Here is a 19578-nt window from a genome sequence, read left to right as displayed (position 1 = left end):
TTAATTGATAGCGCGAATATATTTTGTTGGCTATGCGGGCCGCGCCACAGAGGCGTTGGCGTACAGGCGGTCGGGATTAGGTAGTGGAAGAAATGAGAGGGGGATAATACTGAATACACAGGCTTTATTTATAATTCCAGCGAATATTAATGACTGCTTAATTATGATTTAAGTTAGGGTGAATCATCTGCTGTATGATATATTTCAAAGAATCGCATTAATAAAATATATTTTCGGTTTGGGTTTGGATTCTGCTACGCATAAAAATAAACTGTCGACTTCACATATTTCATAAATAAAAAGGCCGCAAATGTGGCCTTTCTGAGGGGGGAGGTTTAGCCGAAAGAGATAATCCCCATTTCAATCAGTGCGGCGAGCGTCAGAAGAATAAAGAGGATAACGACTATGGGTCTGTACATTTGATTTTCCATCCATGTTTATCATGCAATCCGTTTTATGTGCATCATTATTGATGATGGTGCAGGCGATCCCTGCCCCCCTATTTTGCGCCACTTTGCCGTAAAAATCAGTTAGCTGCTGGCACTTTTTCTACTTTTTCTCCGGCCCGACGGGCCGTGGCTGGCAGGATGTCGGCATCCGCCACGTAGCCATCAGGATCGAGACAGCGATTGTGTTCTCTCGCCTGGTGCAGGATCGCTTCGTCCCAGTACAGGCGCTTACGCTGATCGCCCCGGGTCGTCAGAATAAACTCCACATTGCCATCAACCGCGCGGTAGCGGCGCCAGCTGTTTGCCGGAATGGAGATCACCGAACGTTCCGGGGCGATAATGCTGACTTCCTTACCCGCCTCGTTCCAGGTCACCTCCAGCTGGCCTTTAAAGACCATGATCACCTGAATATCCGGGCAGAGATGGCGACCGACAATGTGGTCGTCAGCAAGCCGCAGCCATTCGACGGAAAAACCGTGCGGGCTCAGGATAGCGGGAGCGGAATCCCGATCCTGTGAAATGCCGAAACCGATAACCGGCGCAATTTCGCCGCCGTGTCCCGGCAGCACCGAGTCCAGCAGTCCCTGCGCTGACCAGCAGCGATCATCGCCGGTTACCGCACGCTGGCGCATCTCCTCAACGCTGTAGTCACGCAGACCGGCAATATATTGCTCTGACAGCGGCGTCAGCAGCGTGGCGGGATCGGGCGTTGGTTCACCTGCCTCCTGCGCAATCAGCATATTATCCTTGCTGAGATACATACCGTACTCGCTGGCGGCCGCCAGCACTGACGGGTGCCAGATGATGCCGCCCGTGTTGTCCCCGCCGAGCACGGTAAATACCATGCCGCAGGTATCTTCTTTACTGACGTTGGTGAAACCGCGGAAGATCCAGGTCGGTATTGAGAGGATGGTGGGCGCGCTAAATTCAGCTTCATGCTCGCCGTTGGCGCCCCAGCGAAAACGCCATGTCCCTTCATGGATGAGGAACACTTCTGCGGTGAAATGCAGATGCAGGTTATTGGTTACCCCTTTCGGCATAGCCGCCGCGCCAATGTTAAAGCCGTGCGGCTCGGGGATATTAACAATCTGCTCGCTGGACTGGGTTACACCCGGGCCGATGAAGGAATAGTTTTGTTTGAGATGCGAACCGGGCAGCTTGCAATCAATAAAGGCAAGATTGCAGGAAACCATATCGTCGGGGGCGATTAACCGTGTTCGTGCCTGGCTCTGGGTAAGATGGATAGTTTTCATCATTTCTCCTTTTAATAACCGGATGCACCGGTGGTAGGGATGGCGTTGCCGCGGGCGAGGGCAATTGCTTCACGTGAGGCGCGACCCAGCTGCATAACGTCGTTTGCAGGGGTAACAAACTGGAAACCCTGCGCAATACGCGCTGCGGCGGCCGCGCCGGAAGTGCAGAAAATACCGGCAATCTTCTGCTGCTGGCGGCAGCAGTGAATCACCCGCTCAATAGCAGCAAGCATTTCGGGGTGTTGGGATTCGGCGCTGGCGCTGCCGGTCAGCGTCAGCGAGAGATCGTTGGGGCCAATAAACACACCGTCCAGCCCTTCGGTATCAAGGATGGCGTCAAGATCCGCCAGCCCTTCGCGGGTTTCGATCATTGCCAGCGTCAGGATCTCGTCGTTAGCGTGCTGTGGATAATCACTGCCGCCGTAGAGTAGACCTCTGGCCGGACCAAAGGAGCGAACACCCAGCGGTGGATAGCGACAGGCAGCGACAAAACGGCGAGCCTGTTCCGCGCTGGAAATCATCGGACAGATTACGCCATACGCGCCGGCGTCTAATACGCGCATGATTTGCGCCGGATCGTTATCTGCCACCCTCACCAGCGGCACGGCAGGCGTGCTCGATAGCGCCTGTAGCATCGACAACGCGCTGGCAAAATCAATCATGCCGTGCTGCAAATCGACGGTGACGGCGTCGTAACCCTGATGGCCCATAATTTCCGCGCTATACCCGGACGGGATCGCCAGCCAGCCGTTAACGATCGGGGTATTTTCCAGAAATGCGGTCTTTAAACTGTTTTTGCGCACTGTATGCACTCCGTTATCCACTGACGCAGCAGCGGCGCGATCTCATCCGGTGTTTCCAGCGGAATAAAATGCCCGCCAGCCTCCACCGTATGCCTGGTCACGTTCGCGTTGCCTGCTGCCAGTAGCTGATGATGATGAGGCGTGCTGATAACGTCCTGCGCGCCGTTTAGAAGTAATGTGGGGCAGGAGAGGGCGTTAAACGCAGCCCGGTTGTCCTGCCGGTGAATGGCCATTTCCGTTTGCTCCGCAAAGGTCTCAATGCCGCACGCCTGCGCCATTTGGCAAATAGTCTCTTGCAGGATCCGATCGGACAGACGTGACGGGGCGACATAGCTCTGCCACAGCGAGGAGACCAGCCAGTCGGCCAGGCCCCGCGCCTGTGCGGTGTGTACCGCTTCCCGGCGTGAAGCGAGGGTGTCTGGCGCAACGGGCAACGGATTAACGGAAATCAGCGTCAGCCCGTTCACTCTTTCTGGCGCGTCGGCGGCCATTTGCAGCGCGACAATCGCGCCGAGCGAAAAGCCTGCCAGCAGAAAGCGCGGCGGCAGAACCTTTAATAACCGCCGTGACGCCTGCGGCGCGGACTCTGCGCCCGTCAGCGTGATGCACAGCACCGCTGAGACGTTCAGCCGTTCAATGACGGGCTGCCAGAGCCGGGCGTTACACAGCGTGCCGCCAAGCAGCACCAGTGGCAGATCGGTATTGTCCAGAAGCGGATATTCCATTGCATCCCTCACGTAGCCGTCCAGCCGCCGTCAACCATCAGGGCGCTGCCGGTGATCAGCCCGGCGGCCTCAGAGGCGAGGAACACCACCGGCCCCATAATGTCCTCCAGCCTGCCTGGCCGGCGCAGTTTGATGTTGTCCAGCACATAGCGGCGAAATGCCGGGTCGGCGAGCGACGAACGCGTCAGGTCGGTTTCAATGAAGGTCGGGCACAGCGTATTGACACGGATCCCCGCATCGCCCAGCTCCAGCGCCATCGTTCGGGTTAACCCTTCAAGCGCGAATTTGGAGGCACAGTACACGCTACGCTCGGGGCCACCAACGTGTCCCATTTGCGATGAGATGTGAATAATCGATCCCCCCTTACCGTCCGCCCGCATTCTGCGCGCCACATGCTGGCTGATAAAAAAGGTGGCGCGCAGGTTAAGCGCCATCACCGCATCGAAATTTTCCTCGTTCACCTCAAGAAACGGCTGGTGGCGGGCCAGCCCGGCACTGTTCACCAGAATGTCGGGCGTGGGCAACGTCGCCAGCACACGCGCCACCTCCTGAGTGTCGGTAATATCCAGTTCCAGCGGGTGAAATGCGAGACTGTGTTCCGCTGCCAGACCTGTGGCATGCGCCAGCGCCTCGCGGCCCCGGGCGGCGATCCATACCTCTGCTCCCGCCTGTGCGAGGGCGACGGCGGCGGCGAAGCCAATCCCTCTTGACCCGCCGGTCACCAGCGCGCGTTTGCCGTGCAGGGTGAAAGAGGGCGTTTGCAAAAGCGTCATGACTTACACCTTTTCCCTGACCGGGGCCGGTGTAGCGTAGGGAACTTCCGTCTGGCCATAACGGCGCACGCGAATATTGGCCTGCTCGGCATGTCCGGCGAACCCTTCCAGCAGCGACAGACGGGAACAATAGCTGCCGATTTCGGCAGTGGCTTCGTCGCTGAGGACTTTCTGGAAGGTGCAGGTTTTCATGAACTTGCCCACCCACAGGCCGCCGGTATAACGTGCGGCTTTCTGCGTGGGCAGGGTGTGGTTGGTGCCGATCACCTTATCGCCGTAGGCCACGTTAGTACGCGGTCCAAGGAACAGCGCGCCGTAATTGGTCAGGTTAGCCAGGAACCAGTCGTCCCGGTCGGTCATCACCTGAACATGTTCGGAAGCGATACGATCTGCCTCCAGCAGCATCTCTTCGTGGCTGTCGCAGACGATGATTTCCCCGTAGTCCTGCCACGACTGGCGGGCAATGTCGGCGGTAGGGAGCTTTTCCAGCAGCCGTTCCACTTCGCTGAGCGTCTCTTTGGCAAGTTGAAGCGAGTTCGTCAGCAGGATGGCAGGGGTGGTGACGCCGTGTTCGGCCTGGCCCAGCAGGTCAGTGGCGCACATTTCCGCGTCAACAGTGTCATCGGCAATCACCAGCGTTTCCGTCGGACCGGCAAACAGATCGATACCTACCCGGCCGAACAGCTGGCGTTTGGCCTCCGCAACGAAGGCGTTACCGGGCCCGACCAGCATGTCGACCGGTGCCAGCGAGTCCGTGCCCAGCGCCATGGCGCCTATCGCCTGAATGCCGCCAAGGGCATAGATTTCCGTTGCGCCAGCCATTTTTTGCGCCGCGACAATCGCCGGGGCGGGCTGACCGTTAAACGGCGGGGCACAGCTGATGATTCTTGAACACCCCGCCACGCTGGCAGTGATGATCGACAAGTGCGCGGAGGCGAGCAGGGGATATTTTCCGCCAGGCACGTAACATCCTACGGCGTTAATCGGAATATTTTTATGTCCGAGGATCACCCCGGGACGCGTTTCAATTTCCAGGTCCCGCAGACATTCTTTCTGCGCGCGGGCAAAATTCGCCACCTGCTGTTGGGCAAATTCAATATCCTGAATATCCTGGCGGCTTAACTGTTTTATGCAGCGGTCAATCTCCGCGGACGTCAGACGATAATCCTGACGGTCATAACGATCGAATTTAATGGATAATTCGCGAATGGCTTTATTTCCGCGTTTTTCAATATCCGCAAGTATTTGTTCAACCGTTTCCCTTATTTGCTGGTTGGCTTGCTGGCGCTCTTCGGTAGATTTACCGGTTTTTAATTTCCAGGACACTCGCTTCTCCTTACCTTTTTTAGATGTCAGTTGTCCTCCCGGCGAGCCGGGAAAGGGTGTTTACTTCAGAAAGAGTTATTGATCCGGCGCGGCAGCGTACGCACCGTTTTTTAATAATTGGGCTGAGATTTGCGTTTTACGGGCATATACCCATCGAGCGGACAGCGGCGTGGCAATAGCGGCCACAACGGAAAGGGCGGCAATCAATATATAACCGGACGACAGGTTAATATGTTGCATCATTACGCCCATCATTACCGGCCCGACAAACATGCCGCAGGAATAAATGGTCTGGAATAGTCCCATTCGCGTGGATTGTTCATCAGACGAGGTATTCACTACGCTGAGCGACATGAATGCGGCAAAGGCCATACCGAACGAGAACCCCGCCAGCGCCTGCCACAGGTAAATCACATAGATATTGCTGGTAAAGGGAATGCCGAAAGTGGAAATCACCTGTAAAACGATGCCGAGCACGGCGGTTTTTACCAGCCCAAGGCGCTGATAAAACACCGAGCTGCACAGGGCGATGGCCAGCCCGTAAAAAAGAAGGTGAATGTTACCCAGCAGCGCGAGGATCCCCGCCCGGGCGCCAAGCTGCTCGGCATAGACCGGCGTCAGCGTGTCGCGGGTGGCGAAGGGCACCAGAATGACGACGGTCGCCAGGATGCCAATCAGCCAGACGGAACGGTCGGCCAGCTGCTGGCGCGCGCCGGTAATGCAGGCTTTAAGCGTGGGGGCCTGAACCGGGTCGTGCACGTCCTGAATGCGGGTCGTCAGGAATAACGCCACCAGGGCGGAGATGCAGGAGACAAAAAAGGCGATATTATTGGCGAAATAGTGAATCAGCACCGCGCCAATACAGTTACCGAGAAACACGCCGATGGGCCCTGCCAGCGCCAGCAGCGCGACGGCGGCAGGCGCTTCGTTGCGACCGAAGTAACGCATGAACAGGATGTTGTACAGTACCCAGGTCGCCGCCGTGACACCGTCTGCCGCTTTCGCCAGATACAGCGTAATGGCGTTGGGTTCAAGCCAGGCAATCGGCCAGGCGATAATTGGCAGCAGCAGGCCAATCTGGATGAAGATCCTGCGGCTTTTAACCACGTCGGAAATAATGCCTAACGGGAAGCGTATCAGAAGGGTTGCCAGACCGGACGCGCCCATGATGATGCCCATGATCTGTGGCTCAATGCCCTGGTTGATCATCATGGGGGCCAGGAATGCATCAATGCTATGAATGCAGATAAAGAACAGGATGCTGATGATGAAAAAGAGCCGGGCTTCCCGACGGCGTAACAGTGCTTGAAACATGGTTTTGAACCTCTTAAGAATTAATGGGTTATAACCAGTCAGGGACGACGTTTACCGGTTCAATCCTTTGGGCGACTCCTGTTCTCTCCGGTACCATTGACGGTATGAAAACTCTTTGCATACGTATTCAAGATTTGAAGTTACGAAAAGGTTTCACATTTGTAAAGTGATCTCGATCTTGTTGTGAGAATTTTAATTTTTTGTGTTGCATACGCATGCAAAGGTGGTGTAAGTATAAAAAACACCCACTTGCTGAGGCGTTTGAAGCACGTGCAAATGGGCAGGACGTTGATAAGGAATCAGGGGTAATGAAACGTAAGACTTTTGCAGCAGTCACATCCCAACAGGTCGCTCAGCTGGCGGGGGTATCGCAATCTGCGGTGTCGCGAACGTTCACGCCGGGGGCCAGCATTTCACCGGCAACGCGTGAAAAAGTGCTGAAGGCAGCGCGCGAGCTGGGCTATCGCCCGAATGCGATCGCCCGTTCGCTCAACACGGCTCGTTCGCGCATTATCGGTGTCGTCATTTCTTACTTTGATAACCCCTTTTACTCGCAGGTGCTGGAGGCGCTGGCGCAAAAGCTGGATACGCTGAACTATCACCTGCTGCTGTTCGTTGGCGATCGGGAAGGTAACGTAGACCGTATTTTTGACCAGATTATGCAGTACCGGGTGGATGGCATTGTGCTGGCCTCGGTGACGCTGTCGCTGGAGTTATCCGAGGAGTGCCTTGCCGCCGGGATCCCGGTAGTGCTGTTTAACCGCAGCGAAGAGAGTGGCATGGCCTCCAGCGTCAACAGTAATAACGAAGCGGCCGCGCGGCAGATTGCCGAGTTTCTGCTGGCGGGGGAGCACAAGCGTTTTGCCTACGTGGGCGGCGTGGCCGATTCCCCGGTCAATATCGCCCGCCAGCGCGGGTTCATTTCCACGCTGGAAGAACATGGCATCACCGATGTCCGGGTGGTGCACGGGAATTACGACGCTCAGCAAACCACCCGGGCAGCCTATACCCTGTTTTCGACGTCGCCAGCGCCGGATGCGGTCTTTGTCGCCAACGATCATATGGCCGTCACGGTAATGGATGTGGCGCGCTATGAGTTTGGTTTGCGCATTCCGGAGGAGGTCTCCGTTGTCGGCTATGACGACATCGGCCCTTCCGGCTGGCCCTCTTATGCATTGACCTCGGCGTCGCAGCCGGTCGGCGCGATGGTGGATGCCACGGTGGAACTGTTAATGAAGCAAATTGACAGCGGAACCATAGAGCCTGAACAGATTACGGTGCCCGGTACGCTGGTGATACGCCACTCGGCGCGTCGCCCACGCAGCGGCGTTATCGAAACCAATGGTTTAACGCTATTCCAGTCTAAGGAGCGCACATGACCAGATTGCGGGGCTTCAGCCCTCAATTCGACTCTATCCAGCAGTTCATTTTGACGCTGACGCACGTGGTGTGGGAGCAGAAAGATATCGGCCAGCTGGCGGATTTTTACGCCACGCCGGTGGTTTTCACTACCCCCGAAAAACAGCTGCATGAGCTTTCCCAGTTTATGCGCCTGACGCTTGAGGCGATGCACAGCTTCCCGCAGCGAGCGGTGCTGACGGAGGATATTCTGTGCAGCCAGAACCCGGGGGACGAGTACTATGCGGCGCAGCGTACCGTAGCCCGCATTCAGCACCAGGGGGAGGGATTTTTTGGCCCGCCGACCGGGAAAAATGTCTGGGTCCGCACCTGGGCCGATCGCATTTGTGTTGATGGTGCCGTACGCCAGGAGTGGCTGCTTCAGGATCGTGCTGCGATTGTGGCGCAACTGGGGCTGGATGTCCGCGACTTTGCTTTTAACCTGGCGACCATGCGCCAGCAGCTTGGGCTGGAATCTGTGTCTGCTGAGACGCTGGACGCCCGCTGGGCGGGTGGGCCTGAGGGCGACGACGTGGAAGGGGCGCTGGCCGGGGTCGTTGAGCGCTACTTAACGATGTGGGCGGGCGGTAACAGCGGCGTGGTGCCCGGTCTCTATCACCCGGCGGCGACGCTGTACGCGCCGGGGCACTGCCTCTGCACCGGCGAACAGGAAATTGGCGCACAGCTTTCCGGTTATCGCGCTTCATTTGCCGACAGCGAAACGCAGCTTCATCACCTGATTGTGCGTAAAGATCCTAATGAGCCGATTCGACTTTCATTGCGCTGGTCGTTGTTAACCTGGCATGACGGTTACGGCAAATTTGGTGCGCCGACCCGTAAACCCATATCAATTACCGGTATCAGCCAGCTTGAATTACGTGATGGTTTAATTTTCCGTGAATATCTGGGGATCGATGAATTAGCGATTTGGTCGCAAATATTTAATTAATGGGGCGGCAGCCCCCTTATTCCGGCTGCAAAAAATAACCGTGTTTAATTCACCCTCACTTACGGGTGCGGGTTCTTATTGTCTGAAAACAGAGCAGGAGTTTATATGTCTTCCACCGAAGCAACAAATAAAGCACCAGCCGTACCCGAAAAAAGCAGCGTGAAATCGCTGAAAGAGGAACCTGTATTACAGGTGGAGCGTCGTGATTTTGTCGATCTGGTACCGGAAAAAAGACCGCGCGTGCAATCATTACGCGGCTTTGATGACTGCTATACCGATATTGTCGATTATATCGTTCGCTGCACCCATAAAATATGGGACGAGCGCGATGTTGGCTTAATTTATTCTCACTATACCCATAACTGCGTGCTGTATAACGCGCTGGGGACACTCTATAACCGCGAACAGGTGGTACAGGATACGCTGCAACGCTTAATTGCCTTCCCGGAACGGCGCGGAATGGCAACCCAGGTTATCTGGAACGGAAATGATGTTGACGGTTTTTATACCTCTCACCTGGTGACGGGAAGCGGGCGGCATACCCAGCACAGCCATTTAGGTAAGCCGACGAACCGTACGTTTGTGACGCGTACCGTGGCGGATTGCATGATCCACGAGAATAAAATTTATCGGGAGTGGGTGGTCAGCGACAATATGTCACTGATGAAACAGCTTGGCCTGAATACCGATCAAATCGCATTTAATATGGCAAAGGAGCAGTTCGATAAAGGCTTCCGCGTGATGGACATCGGCGAAAACGGCCGCATGCTGGGGCAATATCCGCCGGAGATGGAGTGCGATGTTTCCATTGCGCACACCGATACGGAGGAGCAGTGCCTGCGCTGGCTGCATGAGATCTACAACCGCCGGATGTTTGGCAAGATCAAAGAAGTGTATGCGCCTAACGTACAGTGGCACGGTCCGCTGATGAAAGAGCTGTACGGCACCGCGGCGGTAACCCATCAGACGCTGGCGCTGGTGGGGATGATCCCTGACGGCGCGTGGCTGCCGCAGCATATTTGTTCCAACCCGTGCGATGAAGGCGGCGTCAAAGTGGCCGTACGCTGGATTATCGAAGGACATCACCTGGGTTACGGCGAACTCGGCAAGCCGACCGGAGAACGACTGTTCGTGATGGGCATGTCGCACTACCACATCGTCAACGGAAAAATTGTTGATGAGTGGGTGGTTTATGACCATCTGGCGCTGCTGGCGCAGATCAAACTCGGCCAGATGGAGGACGCGTAAATGTTAAATCAGGTGAGCTGGATTAAGCGCCCGCAGGGGCAGGATGCGCAGGCCGATCGTTCCCTGACGGAGAAGGTCAGCGCCATTATCGAGCGCGTGAAAGCCGAGGGCGATACGGCGCTAAGAGCCTTTTCGCAGCAGTTTGATCATGTCGTACCGGCGCAGTTTGAGGTGAGCGAGCAGGAGATTGCCGAAGCACTGGAGGGGATGGATGCCCAGACGCGCCGCGACAGTGAGTTTGCCATTAATCAGGTGCGTCGTTTTGCGCAGGCGCAGCTGGCGACCATGCTGCCGCTGGAGGTAGAGACGCTGCCTGGCGTGCATCTCGGTCACCGGATCATCCCGGTGCAGACGGTGGGCTGCTACGTGCCGGGCGGACGGTATCCGATTCTCTCCGCACCCGTGATGTCGATTGTTCCTGCGACGGTGGCGGGCTGTGAACAGATTATCGCCTGTCTGCCCCCGGGCGCCCATCCGGCGATGATTGCAGTTTGCCATCTGGCGGGCGCGCACCGCATTTTCAAAGTTGGCGGCGCGCAGGCCATTGCGGCTATGGCCTGGGGAACGGAGAGTATTCCGTCGGTGGACAAAATCGTTGGGCCAGGCAACGCCTTCGTTAACGAAGCGAAACGCCAGGTGTTTGGTCGAGTCGGCATTGATGCCCTCGCCGGGCCGAGCGAGATTTTCACTATCGCCGACGACAGCGCCGATCCGCGCATTCTGGCCGCCGATATGCTGGCGCAGGCAGAACACGATATTCATACCCGCGTCGGGCTGGCGACAACCAGCCGGGATATCGCTGAGCGTACCCTGGCGGAGGTTGAGCGTCAGCTTGCCAGCCTGCCAACGGCCGCCACGGCGGGCGAGGCGTGGCGCCGGCAGGGTGAGATTGTGCTCTGCGAAGATGAAGCGCAGCTGATTGCGTTTGCTGACCATATGGCGACGGAGCATTTGCAGGTGCATACCCGCGATCCGCACGCGACGGCAGCGAAGATCCGCAACTATGGCTCGCTGTTTATTGGTCAGAACGCCAGCGTGGTGTTCTCCGATAAATGCTGCGGCACCAACCATACGTTACCGACGATGGCGGCGGCACGCTATACCGGCGGTCTGTGGGTAGGGGCATACGTCAAAATCTGTACCCATCAGTGGATTGACGAGCAGGGTATCCCGGCAATCGCAGAACCGGCGATCCGCCAGAGCCGTACCGAAGGGATGCAGGGGCACCGACGGGCGGCGGAAATTCGTCTGCGTCCGCAGGACATTGATGCCATTACTACCGGCATGCGGGACTAAAACGTATCCCGGGCAGCCTTCTGCCCGGTTTTCAGCACGGGGAGCCTGAGACTATGAAGCGCCTGATACCGCCAGACGACTGTCCGGAGGAAATTGCCCGCCGTCTCGACGTCATACAGCAGCACCGGGCGCTCAACGCGATCCTCGGGGTTAACCCTGACGCCATGTCTCAGGCGGAACAGCATCAGCAGCAGCGTCGGCGTGGAGAGCCGATCGGCCCCCTGCACGGCGTGCCGCTGATCGTCAAAGATAATATTGCCTGCGCGCCGATGCCGATCACCCTTGGCTGCCGTGCGCTGGCCTCACTTAACGCGACAGCGGATGCTCGGGTCGTGCAGCGATTGCGCAGAGCGGGGGCGATTATTCTTGCCAGGGCCAATATGTCCGAGTTCGCGTTCGATGTGCGCTCGCGTAGCTCGCTGGGGGGTGATGTGGCGAATCCACTTTGCCCGACACTCACCGCCGGAGGTTCCAGCGGAGGATGCGCCGCGGCGGTGGCGGCTGGAATGGCGGATGGCGCATTGGGTACCGATACCGGCGGCTCTATCCGCATTCCCTGTAGCTATACCGGGCTGGTGGGGCTACGGCCTGCCTTTCGCCGTTCACAGCTGGACGGCGTGGCGCCGCTCTCGCCCAGCAAAGATACCGTTGGGCCAATGGTACATAGCGTTGAGGATGCCGCCTTGCTGCATGCGGTGATCCATGGCCTGCCGCCGGTTGCGCTTCCTGTGCGTTCGCTGAAAGGCGTTCGCTTTGGCATGGTGACCGCGTTACAGGGAGAGGATGAGGTACAGCTGGAGGTCTGGCAGTCGGCGCTGCACACGTTGCGCCGTGCCGGAGCGACGCTGGTGGAGGTTTCACTCCCCTTCCTTGAAGAGGTGAGGCAGGCCACCTGCCTCAGTCTGTATGAATTTCGCGTGGCGATTGACGACTGGCTTAGCAAACAGCCTGGCGCTCCCTCCGGACTGACAAGCATTGTGGACTCCGGCGCTTTCCTGCCAGAGTTTGCGCCGTTTCTACATCAGATGCTGGCGAGTAACACGCTGAAAACCCCGCTCTGGCTGGCGGGGCGTCGCTTTCAGCGCCTGTTGCGGCAGAACCTTTGCCAGGTGGCGGAGGTGCAGCGCATCGACGGATTTGTGTATCCCACCGTACAACGATTACCAGAAAGTATGGCGAAGATGCCGCCAGGCTGCGCGCCGGAACTGGCCGCCATCAGCGGCCTGCCTGCCATTACGTTGCCCTGTGGCGTAAGCCGTATCGGGCTGCCGGTAGGGATGGAGATGTTATCGGCGCAGGAGGATGAGACGATGCTGATGACGCTGGCGCTGGCATGTGAGGGGGCGCTGGGCGGGATAAATGAGGTGCTGAGGTTTAAGGCAGGATATCGCCAGAGCGGTACCGTTTGTCAGAACCTCTCTTAAGGCGCCGATGGCCCCTTGCCGCGATACCTTATTGTGATTTCATTTTTCAGTATTGTCAGCGGCGGCGTCATTTCGCCGCGCGCTACCGACTGATACTCAAAGCGAAAGGGGCCCGCGGCCGGGAAACCCGCTGGCAACGGGATTTCGCCCGCCAGTTCCCTGAGCATCAGACAGCGCAGGCTGCTACAGACGCGAATGCGAAAGCCCGGCGGCGTGGGGCCGTCCGGTGTAATCTTCCACAGCAGATGCGTCGGCGTAACCCCTTTCGGAAGGGGCGCGGCGGGCTGAACTGGACGACTTTTCAGTACCTGCTTGCCGCGCGACAGCGTGCCGCCAAAACTATGGCTGCTCCATGAACCGTCCGCAGCAAACGCCGGTGGCACAAGCAGCAGAACAAGCAAGGCGGCTCTTATCACGATTTACCTCCAATGAGATACGTCATTCTCACGTTGCGCTGAGTGTTTATCTCCTGGCTGGAGAGCACTGCAAGCTGAGGGAAGATGCGACGAAGATAGCGGGACAGCATCAAACGCAGCGCCGGGTTCACCAGCAGAACCGGCGGCGCACCCAGCGCTTCCTGATGCTGCAACGCCTGCTCGGTCTGTTTCATTAAATTCTCGGCAATTCCCGGCTCGATAGCGCTTCCGCTCTGGGTTGCCTGTACCAGCAACTGCTCAAGTGACATATCAAGGCCGATTATTTGGATATCGTCGTCGCCAGGGAACCACTGCTGCGTAATCGCCCGGGAGAGGCGAGCGCGCACGCGGGCCGTCAGCTCGTCAGCGTCAGACTGAGGAGTGGCATACTCAGCCAGCGTGTCGATGATGGTCCGCATATCGCGGATCGGCACGCGCTCGGAGAGCAGATTTTGCAGTACTTTGTGCAGCGTGGTCAGGCTGATTACCCCGGGGATCAAATCCTCTATCAGCTTCGGCGACTGTTTGGTGAGCTGGTCAAGCAGCTGCTGCGCCTCCTGGCGACCGAAAAGTTCGTCCGTGTGGGTGCTGATAAGGTGGTTCAGGTGCGTAGCGACGACGGAACATGGATCGACTACGGTATAGCCCAGCGTCTGCGCCAGCTCGCGATGGACTTCATCGATCCATAGAGCGGGAAGTCCAAAGGTTGGTTCTTTACAGGGCGTACCGGGCACTTCTCCCTCTGCACAGCCTGGATCGATCGCCATCCAGCGATCGGGCTGGACCTCGCCTTTACCAATCGTCACCCCTTTTAGCAGAATACGATAGTGAGTCGGCGGCAGGTCGAGATTATCGCGAATATGAACTGCTGGCGGCAGAAAGCCCATCTGCTGCGCGAACTTCTTACGAATACCCCGTACGCGGGTTAACAGCTGGCCCTGCTGTTCATGATCGACCATAGGGATCAGTCGATAGCCAACCTCCAGCCCCAGTACATCTTCCATCTGCACGTCAGACCATGTCGCTTCATTAACCTGCGCCACGTCGGCTTCAGCTCGGGTAGGGGCGGAGGGGGCGGAGCCCGTTTTTTTCGCCTTACCTTCCTGGCCCCGCAGCCACCATGCAATGCCTAAAAGTGAGGAGGTAAAGAGTAAAAAGACCAGATTGGGCATGCCTGGGATTAGCCCCAGCAAACCAATTACGGCCGCAGAGAGGGCAAGCACGCGAGGTGAGGTAAACAGCTGGCCGACCATCTGCTCGCCTACGTCCTGCTCGTTGACCACACGCGTTACAACGACACCTGCCGCGGTGGAGATCACAAGACCAGGGATCTGCGCAACCAGGCCGTCACCGATGGTCAACAGCGTGTAGGCTTCTCCCGCTGCGCTGAGGGTCATATCATGCTGCATTACGCCGATAATCAGGCCACCGATAATGTTTATTGCCATGATCAGCAGGCCTGCGATGGCATCGCCACGCACAAATTTGCTCGCACCGTCCATGGAGCCGTAAAAATCTGCCTCCTGAGTCACCTCTTTTCGACGGCGTTTGGCCTCCTCCTCGCCGATCAGACCGGCGTTCAGGTCGGCATCGATTGCCATTTGTTTACCGGGCATACCGTCAAGGGTAAAGCGGGCACCCACTTCTGCAATACGCCCGGCCCCCTTGGTGATGACCATAAAGTTTATAATTATCAATATGATAAAAACGACGATGCCGATGGCAAAGTTGCCGCCTACCAGGAAGTGGCCGAAAGCTTCGATGACCTGGCCCGCGGCGTCAGCGCCGTTATGGCCGTGCATCAGGATAACGCGCGTTGAGGCGACGTTTAGCGCCAGGCGAAGCAGCGTTGAGAAGAGCAGTACCGTCGGGAAGGCGGAAAACTCCAGCGTATTCTGGGTAAACATGGCGACCAGAAGGATCATGATCGCCAGTACAATATTAAAGGTAAACAGCAAGTCCAACACGAAGGTTGGCAGCGGCAGGATCATCATCGCAAGGATCGTCATGATCAGGACTGGACCGGCCAGTACCTGCCACTGGGTCTCCTTGATGCCGGGCAAACGTAATTTGGTGGCGATATTAGCCATTACTCTTTACTCTCTTGTGCAAAATCGAGCGCCGGGGGAACCGGCAAATCTTTAGGTTCTGTTGGGCGCAAGCCAAAGCCTTTACGCCACCGGCGCAGGCTATATACCCAGGCCAGGACTTCGGCAACAGCGTTATATAATTCACCGGGCACCGGCTGACCCGGCTCGCAGTGCCGGTAAAGCGCACGCGCCAGCGGTGGCGCTTCCAGCATCGGAACCCGATTTTCTTCAGCCATCTCGCGGATGCGCAGGGCAATAAGTCCACTGCCGCTTGCGACGACGATCGGTGCGCCCATGGTGCCTTCCTGGTACTTCAGCGCCACGGAATAGTGGGTCGGGTTGTTGACGACCACATCGGCGGTGGGCACCTCGGCCATCATGCGGCTTTGTGCCATCTGGCGCTGAATCTGCCTGACGCGACCCTTAATGTGCGGGTCACCTTCCTGGTTTTTAAATTCATCCTTTATCTCCTGGCGGCTCATTCTCAGCTTCTTAAAGTTGCTCCAGAGCTGATAAATCACGTCGAAGGCCACCATGGGGATCAGTGACAAAATCACGTACAGCATGCAGCCAATCAGCAGGTTGCTGATGTCGTTTAGCGCGCCGCCCAACGGTTCATACATTAGATTGATGAACCTGCTTTTATTGAGCAGTAAAAACAGTCCTCCCCCCGTGGCGGCCAACAGCACCTTGAGGATGCTTTTGATCATCTCTGATACCATTTGGGCAGAGAAAAGACGCTTGATACCGGTGACGGGATTAAGTTTTTTAAGATTAACCTTTAGCGCCTTACTGCTTGCGTTCAGGCCGCCGATAATCGACGGTGCCGTTATTGCGGTCACGTACAGCCCGCTGGCGAAGGGCAGAATGGCGAGAAAAGCCATGCTCAACAGCGAGGCTGCACGATGTAACATATTCTGCGGGTCGCGGATCAGCAGTCGATCAAAGGTCAGCCCGTTGTGCAGAATAGATTCAAGCTGCGTCGCCAGATGGCTACCTGCGCCGACGATAAGCCCCCAGCCCACCAGAAGCATGGCAAGGGTGGTCAGCTCGCGCGAACGCGGAACCTGACCTTCCTCCCGCGCTTTCTGTTTTCGGTGGGGTGTGGGGTCTTCTGTTTTGTCGCTCTCGCTCTCTTCAGACATAGTGTTGGCCTGGGGTCATCAAAAGCCCAGCGACTCCAGCAGGTCATCCACCTGTTCCTGAGAGGCGACAATCCCGGCGACGCTGGTATCAATCTGCGGGCCGTTCTTGAGATGGGCGTCACCGCTCTGTTCGATACCCGCGTCACGTTCGCGCATGTTTTCAACCAGCACGCTGATCAGCTCGGTTTCGACGGTCTGAATCACCTGCATCAGGCTTTGTAGCACCTGGCCGGTGAGATCCTGGAAGTCTTGCGCCATCATTATTTCGGTGAGCTGTTGGTTGGTTTGCTGAGCGGTGGCCGGCACGTCCAGCAGAAAGGTACGTGTCTCTTTCACCAGTTCTCGCGCCTCGTCAAGCGGCTGTGGCTCTTCAAACCAGGCGTCCCACCGTTCAGTAAGCTTACCGGCATTTTCACCTAATCTTTCCTGGAGCGGTCGTGCCACCTCGACGGCCGTCAGCGCGCGATCGGCGGCCTGAGACGTTTTGCCAACAACGTAGTTGAGACGGTCACGCGTGTTGGGGAACGCGTCCGCGACTTCTTTAATGGCCTGCTCCAGGCCAAGATTTGCCATACTGTCGCGCAGCAGCCGGGTTAATTGACCGATACGCAAAAAGAGATCCTTTGGCGGTTCCGCGATCTCGCCAGGCTGAGTGGTCATAGTATTCACCCGAGTTTTTCAAAAATTTTGCCAAGCTTTTCTTCCAGCGTGGCGGCAGTAAACGGTTTAACGATGTAACCGTTGGCACCCGCCTGCGCGGCGGCGATAATGTTTTCGCGCTTTGCTTCCGCAGTAACCATCAGTACCGGCAGCTTTGACATCGCCGGGTCGAGGCGAATGGTTTTCAGCAGCTCAAGGCCATCAAGGTTGGGCATATTCCAGTCGCTCACAACGAAATCAAACTCACCGGCGCGCAGCTTGTTCAGCGCGTCCTGGCCATCTTCCGCCTCTTCAATATTTGAATAGCCCAGATCCTGAAGCAGGTTACGTACGATACGTCTCATGGTGGCAAAATCGTCCACCACCAAAAAACGCAGGTTTTTATCCGACATGTGTGTTCTCTCCTGAACGTCGTGGTTTATGGCTGAAACTTTCCAGCAGACGCTGGCTAATTTTATTGAGATCGACGATTTCTCGGGCAGCGCCAAGGGCAATCGCTTCGCGAGGCATACCGAACACCACGCAACTCGCTTCGCTCTGAGCGAGGGTAAACGCGCCCGACTCCCGCAACGCCAGCAACCCACGTGCGCCGTCGGCTCCCATTCCGGTAAGGATGGCGGCGCTGGCATGTGCGCCCACCAGCTGTGCAACGGAGTTAAAGAGAACGTCTACCGACGGGCGATGACGGTTGACGGGGGGCGCGTCGGTCAGCCTGACGGCGTACCCTTTTCCGTGACGGACGATCTCCATATGCTTATCGCCGGGGGCGATCAATGCCGTACCCGGAAGTACCGGATCGCCGTCATCCGCTTCATGCACCTTTATCTGGCAAAGTGAATCAAGACGCTGGGCGAAGGAGCGGGTAAATCCAGCAGGCATATGCTGGGCGATGACGATGCCGGGGACGCTGGCTGGCAGCGGCGTTAATACCTGGCGCAGCGCCTCCGTCCCGCCGGTCGAGGAGCCAATCGCCACAATGCTTTGTGGATCCACGGTAATGCCCCGCAGTATCGGCGAGGCCACTTCAGCCTGACGTCCCAGTTTTGCCTTCGCGGCAATGCGGATCTTCTCTGCGACCTGCACACCCCACAGTTCCAGATTTCCGGCGATACGCTGATCGGGTTTGGCCAGAAAATCGACGGCGCCGTGTTCCAGCGCGGCCATTGTCGCCTTCGAGCCTCGGGTGGTCATCGAGGAGATCATCACCACCGGCATTGGACGAAGGCGCATCAAACGGGAGAGAAACTCCAGCCCATCCATTTTCGGCATGTCGATATCCAGCGTCAGCACGTCGGGGTTCAACTGCTTAATCATCTCGCGTGCGATCAGCGGGTCTGGCGCGGTGCCGACCATCTCCATATCTGGCTGTTGATTGATCACTGCGCTCAGGATGTTGCGCATGAGCGCAGAATCATCAACTGTCAGCACCCGTATCCGTTTCACCGTAAGGCCTCCGTAAGTTCATACACCGACTGGCCGCGAAGCCTGAGTGGAATGTGCGGATGATTAAAATGTTCAGAGTGACCAACAAACAGCAGGCCGTCTGGCTTCAGCATGCGGGCAAAGCGCTCAAGCAGACGCTTCTGCGTCGGCGCATCGAAATAGATCATCACGTTGCGGCAAAAGATGGCGTCAAACGGTCCGGGTAGCGGCCAGCTGTTGTCCAGCAAGTTGAGCCGCTGATAGTGAATAGCGGCCAGCAGTTCTGGCTTTACCTTCACCCGATCGCTGTTCTCACCAGAGCCGCGCAAAAAATAGTGGCGTTTTTGCACCAGGGTCAGCGAGTGTAGGTCGGACATGCGGTATACCCCTGCCTCCGCTTTGGCCAGCACCTCGGTATCGATGTCAGAGGCCCAGACGCGTGGCCCTCCCGTCGCGCTCCCCAGAGTCTCGTCCAGCGTCATGGCGATGGAGCAAGGTTCTTCCCCGGTGGAAGCGGCGGTACACCAGACGCGGTAGCCGTTGGGCCGCTGACGGGCGTGTTCTGCGAGCACCGGGAAGTGGTAGGTTTCGCGAAAGAAAGAGGTCAGATTGGTTGTCAGCGCGTTGACAAAGTTCTGCCATTCCGGATGCTCGCTGTGGGATTCCAGAATGCTGATGTACTCAAGAAATGTGTCAATCCCCAGCGCCCGTAGCCGCCGTGATAAACGATTAAAAATCATCTCTCTTTTTTGTGCGTTGACTACAATCCCGGCGCGGCGATAGATCAGTTGCCCAATACGCTGTAATTCAGAATCGGATAACGTAAGCTTATTTGGCGATAAGCGCACGGGAATGTCTTTAAATTCACTCATAGACAGGGCGAGGCC

Annotated in this window: 18 protein-coding genes; 5 read left to right on the top strand and 13 right to left on the bottom strand. The window is 57.1% G+C overall.

Going from position 1 to position 19578, the window contains the following annotated elements; translation table 11 throughout:
- Nucleotides 1–526: 526 nt before the first annotated feature.
- From O1721_RS21305 to O1721_RS21280, 6 genes are all read right to left on the bottom strand, one after another.
- Complete coding sequence (locus tag O1721_RS21305; protein WP_023295302.1) at nucleotides 527–1702, bottom strand: cupin domain-containing protein; 1176 nt, start codon at nucleotides 1700–1702, stop codon at nucleotides 527–529.
- 11 nt (nucleotides 1703–1713) lie between these two features.
- Nucleotides 1714–2505 (bottom strand): HpcH/HpaI aldolase family protein, encoded by a 792-nt coding sequence (locus tag O1721_RS21300; protein ID WP_023295301.1) that lies wholly within the window; start codon nucleotides 2503–2505, stop codon nucleotides 1714–1716.
- Nucleotides 2487–3230, bottom strand: coding sequence for an alpha/beta fold hydrolase (locus tag O1721_RS21295; RefSeq protein WP_032649247.1), 744 nt, complete (start codon nucleotides 3228–3230; stop codon nucleotides 2487–2489). The genes O1721_RS21300 and O1721_RS21295 overlap by 19 nt, the downstream gene beginning before the upstream one ends.
- 8 nt (nucleotides 3231–3238) lie before the next feature.
- Complete coding sequence (locus O1721_RS21290; protein ID WP_023304287.1) at nucleotides 3239–4003, bottom strand: SDR family NAD(P)-dependent oxidoreductase; 765 nt, start codon at nucleotides 4001–4003, stop codon at nucleotides 3239–3241.
- A gap of 3 nt (nucleotides 4004–4006) precedes the next feature.
- Nucleotides 4007–5329, bottom strand: a complete 1323-nt coding sequence (hisD, locus tag O1721_RS21285; protein ID WP_045324728.1) for a histidinol dehydrogenase — start codon at nucleotides 5327–5329, stop codon at nucleotides 4007–4009.
- A 75-nt stretch (nucleotides 5330–5404) separates the two neighbouring features.
- On the bottom strand, nucleotides 5405–6643 hold the full coding sequence (locus tag O1721_RS21280) for an MFS transporter (protein ID WP_479953379.1): 1239 nt from the start codon (nucleotides 6641–6643) through the stop codon (nucleotides 5405–5407).
- A gap of 308 nt (nucleotides 6644–6951) precedes the next feature.
- Here O1721_RS21280 and O1721_RS21275 point away from each other — a divergent pair, with 308 nt between their 5' ends.
- The 5 genes from O1721_RS21275 (at nucleotide 6952) to O1721_RS21255 (ending at nucleotide 12958) form a co-directional block, all read left to right on the top strand.
- The gene (locus tag O1721_RS21275) at nucleotides 6952–8022 is read left to right on the top strand and encodes a LacI family DNA-binding transcriptional regulator (protein WP_003862277.1); all 1071 of its coding nucleotides are present in this window, start codon (nucleotides 6952–6954) and stop codon (nucleotides 8020–8022) included.
- Nucleotides 8019–8990, top strand: coding sequence for a nuclear transport factor 2 family protein (locus tag O1721_RS21270; protein WP_015571630.1), 972 nt, complete (start codon nucleotides 8019–8021; stop codon nucleotides 8988–8990). Before O1721_RS21275 ends, O1721_RS21270 begins: the two co-directional genes overlap by 4 nt.
- Before the next feature lie 105 nt (nucleotides 8991–9095).
- Complete coding sequence (locus tag O1721_RS21265) at nucleotides 9096–10238, top strand: nuclear transport factor 2 family protein (RefSeq protein WP_015571629.1); 1143 nt, start codon at nucleotides 9096–9098, stop codon at nucleotides 10236–10238.
- Complete coding sequence (gene hisD / locus O1721_RS21260) at nucleotides 10239–11534, top strand: histidinol dehydrogenase (protein ID WP_032649245.1); 1296 nt, start codon at nucleotides 10239–10241, stop codon at nucleotides 11532–11534.
- Between the two features lie 53 nt (nucleotides 11535–11587).
- Complete coding sequence (locus tag O1721_RS21255; RefSeq protein WP_032649242.1) at nucleotides 11588–12958, top strand: amidase; 1371 nt, start codon at nucleotides 11588–11590, stop codon at nucleotides 12956–12958.
- On the opposite strand, the gene O1721_RS21250 is transcribed toward O1721_RS21255, so the two are convergent.
- Genes O1721_RS21250 through O1721_RS21220 form a run of 7 tightly spaced genes read right to left on the bottom strand, consistent with a single transcriptional unit; the run spans nucleotide 12955 to nucleotide 19563 of the window.
- Nucleotides 12955–13374: a flagellar protein FlhE gene (locus O1721_RS21250; RefSeq protein ID WP_369793900.1), complete on the bottom strand. Its 420-nt coding sequence runs from the start codon at nucleotides 13372–13374 to the stop codon at nucleotides 12955–12957. The two genes, O1721_RS21255 and O1721_RS21250, sit on opposite strands and share 4 nt — an antisense overlap.
- The gene (gene flhA / locus O1721_RS21245) at nucleotides 13371–15464 is read right to left on the bottom strand and encodes a flagellar biosynthesis protein FlhA (protein WP_023295296.1); all 2094 of its coding nucleotides are present in this window, start codon (nucleotides 15462–15464) and stop codon (nucleotides 13371–13373) included. Before flhA ends, O1721_RS21250 begins: the two co-directional genes overlap by 4 nt.
- Nucleotides 15464–16609 carry a flagellar biosynthesis protein FlhB gene (gene flhB / locus O1721_RS21240; RefSeq protein WP_032649240.1) on the bottom strand — a complete coding sequence of 382 codons (1146 nt, stop codon included), beginning with the start codon at nucleotides 16607–16609 and terminating at the stop codon, nucleotides 15464–15466. Before flhB ends, flhA begins: the two co-directional genes overlap by 1 nt.
- 18 nt (nucleotides 16610–16627) lie before the next feature.
- A complete protein-coding gene (cheZ, locus tag O1721_RS21235; protein WP_015571624.1) occupies nucleotides 16628–17269 on the bottom strand; it encodes a protein phosphatase CheZ in 642 nt (213 codons plus the stop codon).
- 5 nt (nucleotides 17270–17274) lie between these two features.
- Nucleotides 17275–17661: a chemotaxis response regulator CheY gene (cheY, locus tag O1721_RS21230; protein WP_015571623.1), complete on the bottom strand. Its 387-nt coding sequence runs from the start codon at nucleotides 17659–17661 to the stop codon at nucleotides 17275–17277.
- A complete protein-coding gene (locus O1721_RS21225; RefSeq protein ID WP_017692814.1) occupies nucleotides 17651–18712 on the bottom strand; it encodes a protein-glutamate methylesterase/protein-glutamine glutaminase in 1062 nt (353 codons plus the stop codon). Before O1721_RS21225 ends, cheY begins: the two co-directional genes overlap by 11 nt.
- Nucleotides 18709–19563 (bottom strand): CheR family methyltransferase, encoded by an 855-nt coding sequence (locus tag O1721_RS21220; RefSeq protein ID WP_015571622.1) that lies wholly within the window; start codon nucleotides 19561–19563, stop codon nucleotides 18709–18711. Before O1721_RS21220 ends, O1721_RS21225 begins: the two co-directional genes overlap by 4 nt.
- Nucleotides 19564–19578: the final 15 nt, after the last annotated feature.

The organism is Enterobacter cloacae complex sp. HYC033_NIDB (genome assembly GCF_056673335.1).
This window is presented reverse-complemented; position numbering and strand designations above follow the sequence as displayed.

Excerpts from the sequence above, each read along its gene's own strand:
- cheZ (WP_015571624.1), bottom strand. The coding sequence starts at position 17,269 with ATGACCACTCAGCCTGGCGAGATCGCGGAACCGCCAAAGGATCTCTTT.
- O1721_RS21295 (WP_032649247.1), bottom strand. The coding sequence starts at position 3,230 with ATGGAATATCCGCTTCTGGACAATACCGATCTGCCACTGGTGCTGCTT.
- O1721_RS21275 (WP_003862277.1), top strand. The coding sequence starts at position 6,952 with ATGAAACGTAAGACTTTTGCAGCAGTCACATCCCAACAGGTCGCTCAG.
- O1721_RS21265 (WP_015571629.1), top strand. The coding sequence starts at position 9,096 with ATGTCTTCCACCGAAGCAACAAATAAAGCACCAGCCGTACCCGAAAAA.
- flhB (WP_032649240.1), bottom strand. The coding sequence starts at position 16,609 with ATGTCTGAAGAGAGCGAGAGCGACAAAACAGAAGACCCCACACCCCAC.
- O1721_RS21255 (WP_032649242.1), top strand. The coding sequence starts at position 11,588 with ATGAAGCGCCTGATACCGCCAGACGACTGTCCGGAGGAAATTGCCCGC.
- O1721_RS21290 (WP_023304287.1), bottom strand. The coding sequence starts at position 4,003 with ATGACGCTTTTGCAAACGCCCTCTTTCACCCTGCACGGCAAACGCGCG.
- O1721_RS21305 (WP_023295302.1), bottom strand. The coding sequence starts at position 1,702 with ATGAAAACTATCCATCTTACCCAGAGCCAGGCACGAACACGGTTAATC.
- flhA (WP_023295296.1), bottom strand. The coding sequence starts at position 15,464 with ATGGCTAATATCGCCACCAAATTACGTTTGCCCGGCATCAAGGAGACC.
- O1721_RS21270 (WP_015571630.1), top strand. The coding sequence starts at position 8,019 with ATGACCAGATTGCGGGGCTTCAGCCCTCAATTCGACTCTATCCAGCAG.
- hisD (WP_032649245.1), top strand. The coding sequence starts at position 10,239 with ATGTTAAATCAGGTGAGCTGGATTAAGCGCCCGCAGGGGCAGGATGCG.
- cheY (WP_015571623.1), bottom strand. The coding sequence starts at position 17,661 with ATGTCGGATAAAAACCTGCGTTTTTTGGTGGTGGACGATTTTGCCACC.
- O1721_RS21280 (WP_479953379.1), bottom strand. The coding sequence starts at position 6,643 with ATGTTTCAAGCACTGTTACGCCGTCGGGAAGCCCGGCTCTTTTTCATC.
- O1721_RS21220 (WP_015571622.1), bottom strand. The coding sequence starts at position 19,563 with ATGAGTGAATTTAAAGACATTCCCGTGCGCTTATCGCCAAATAAGCTT.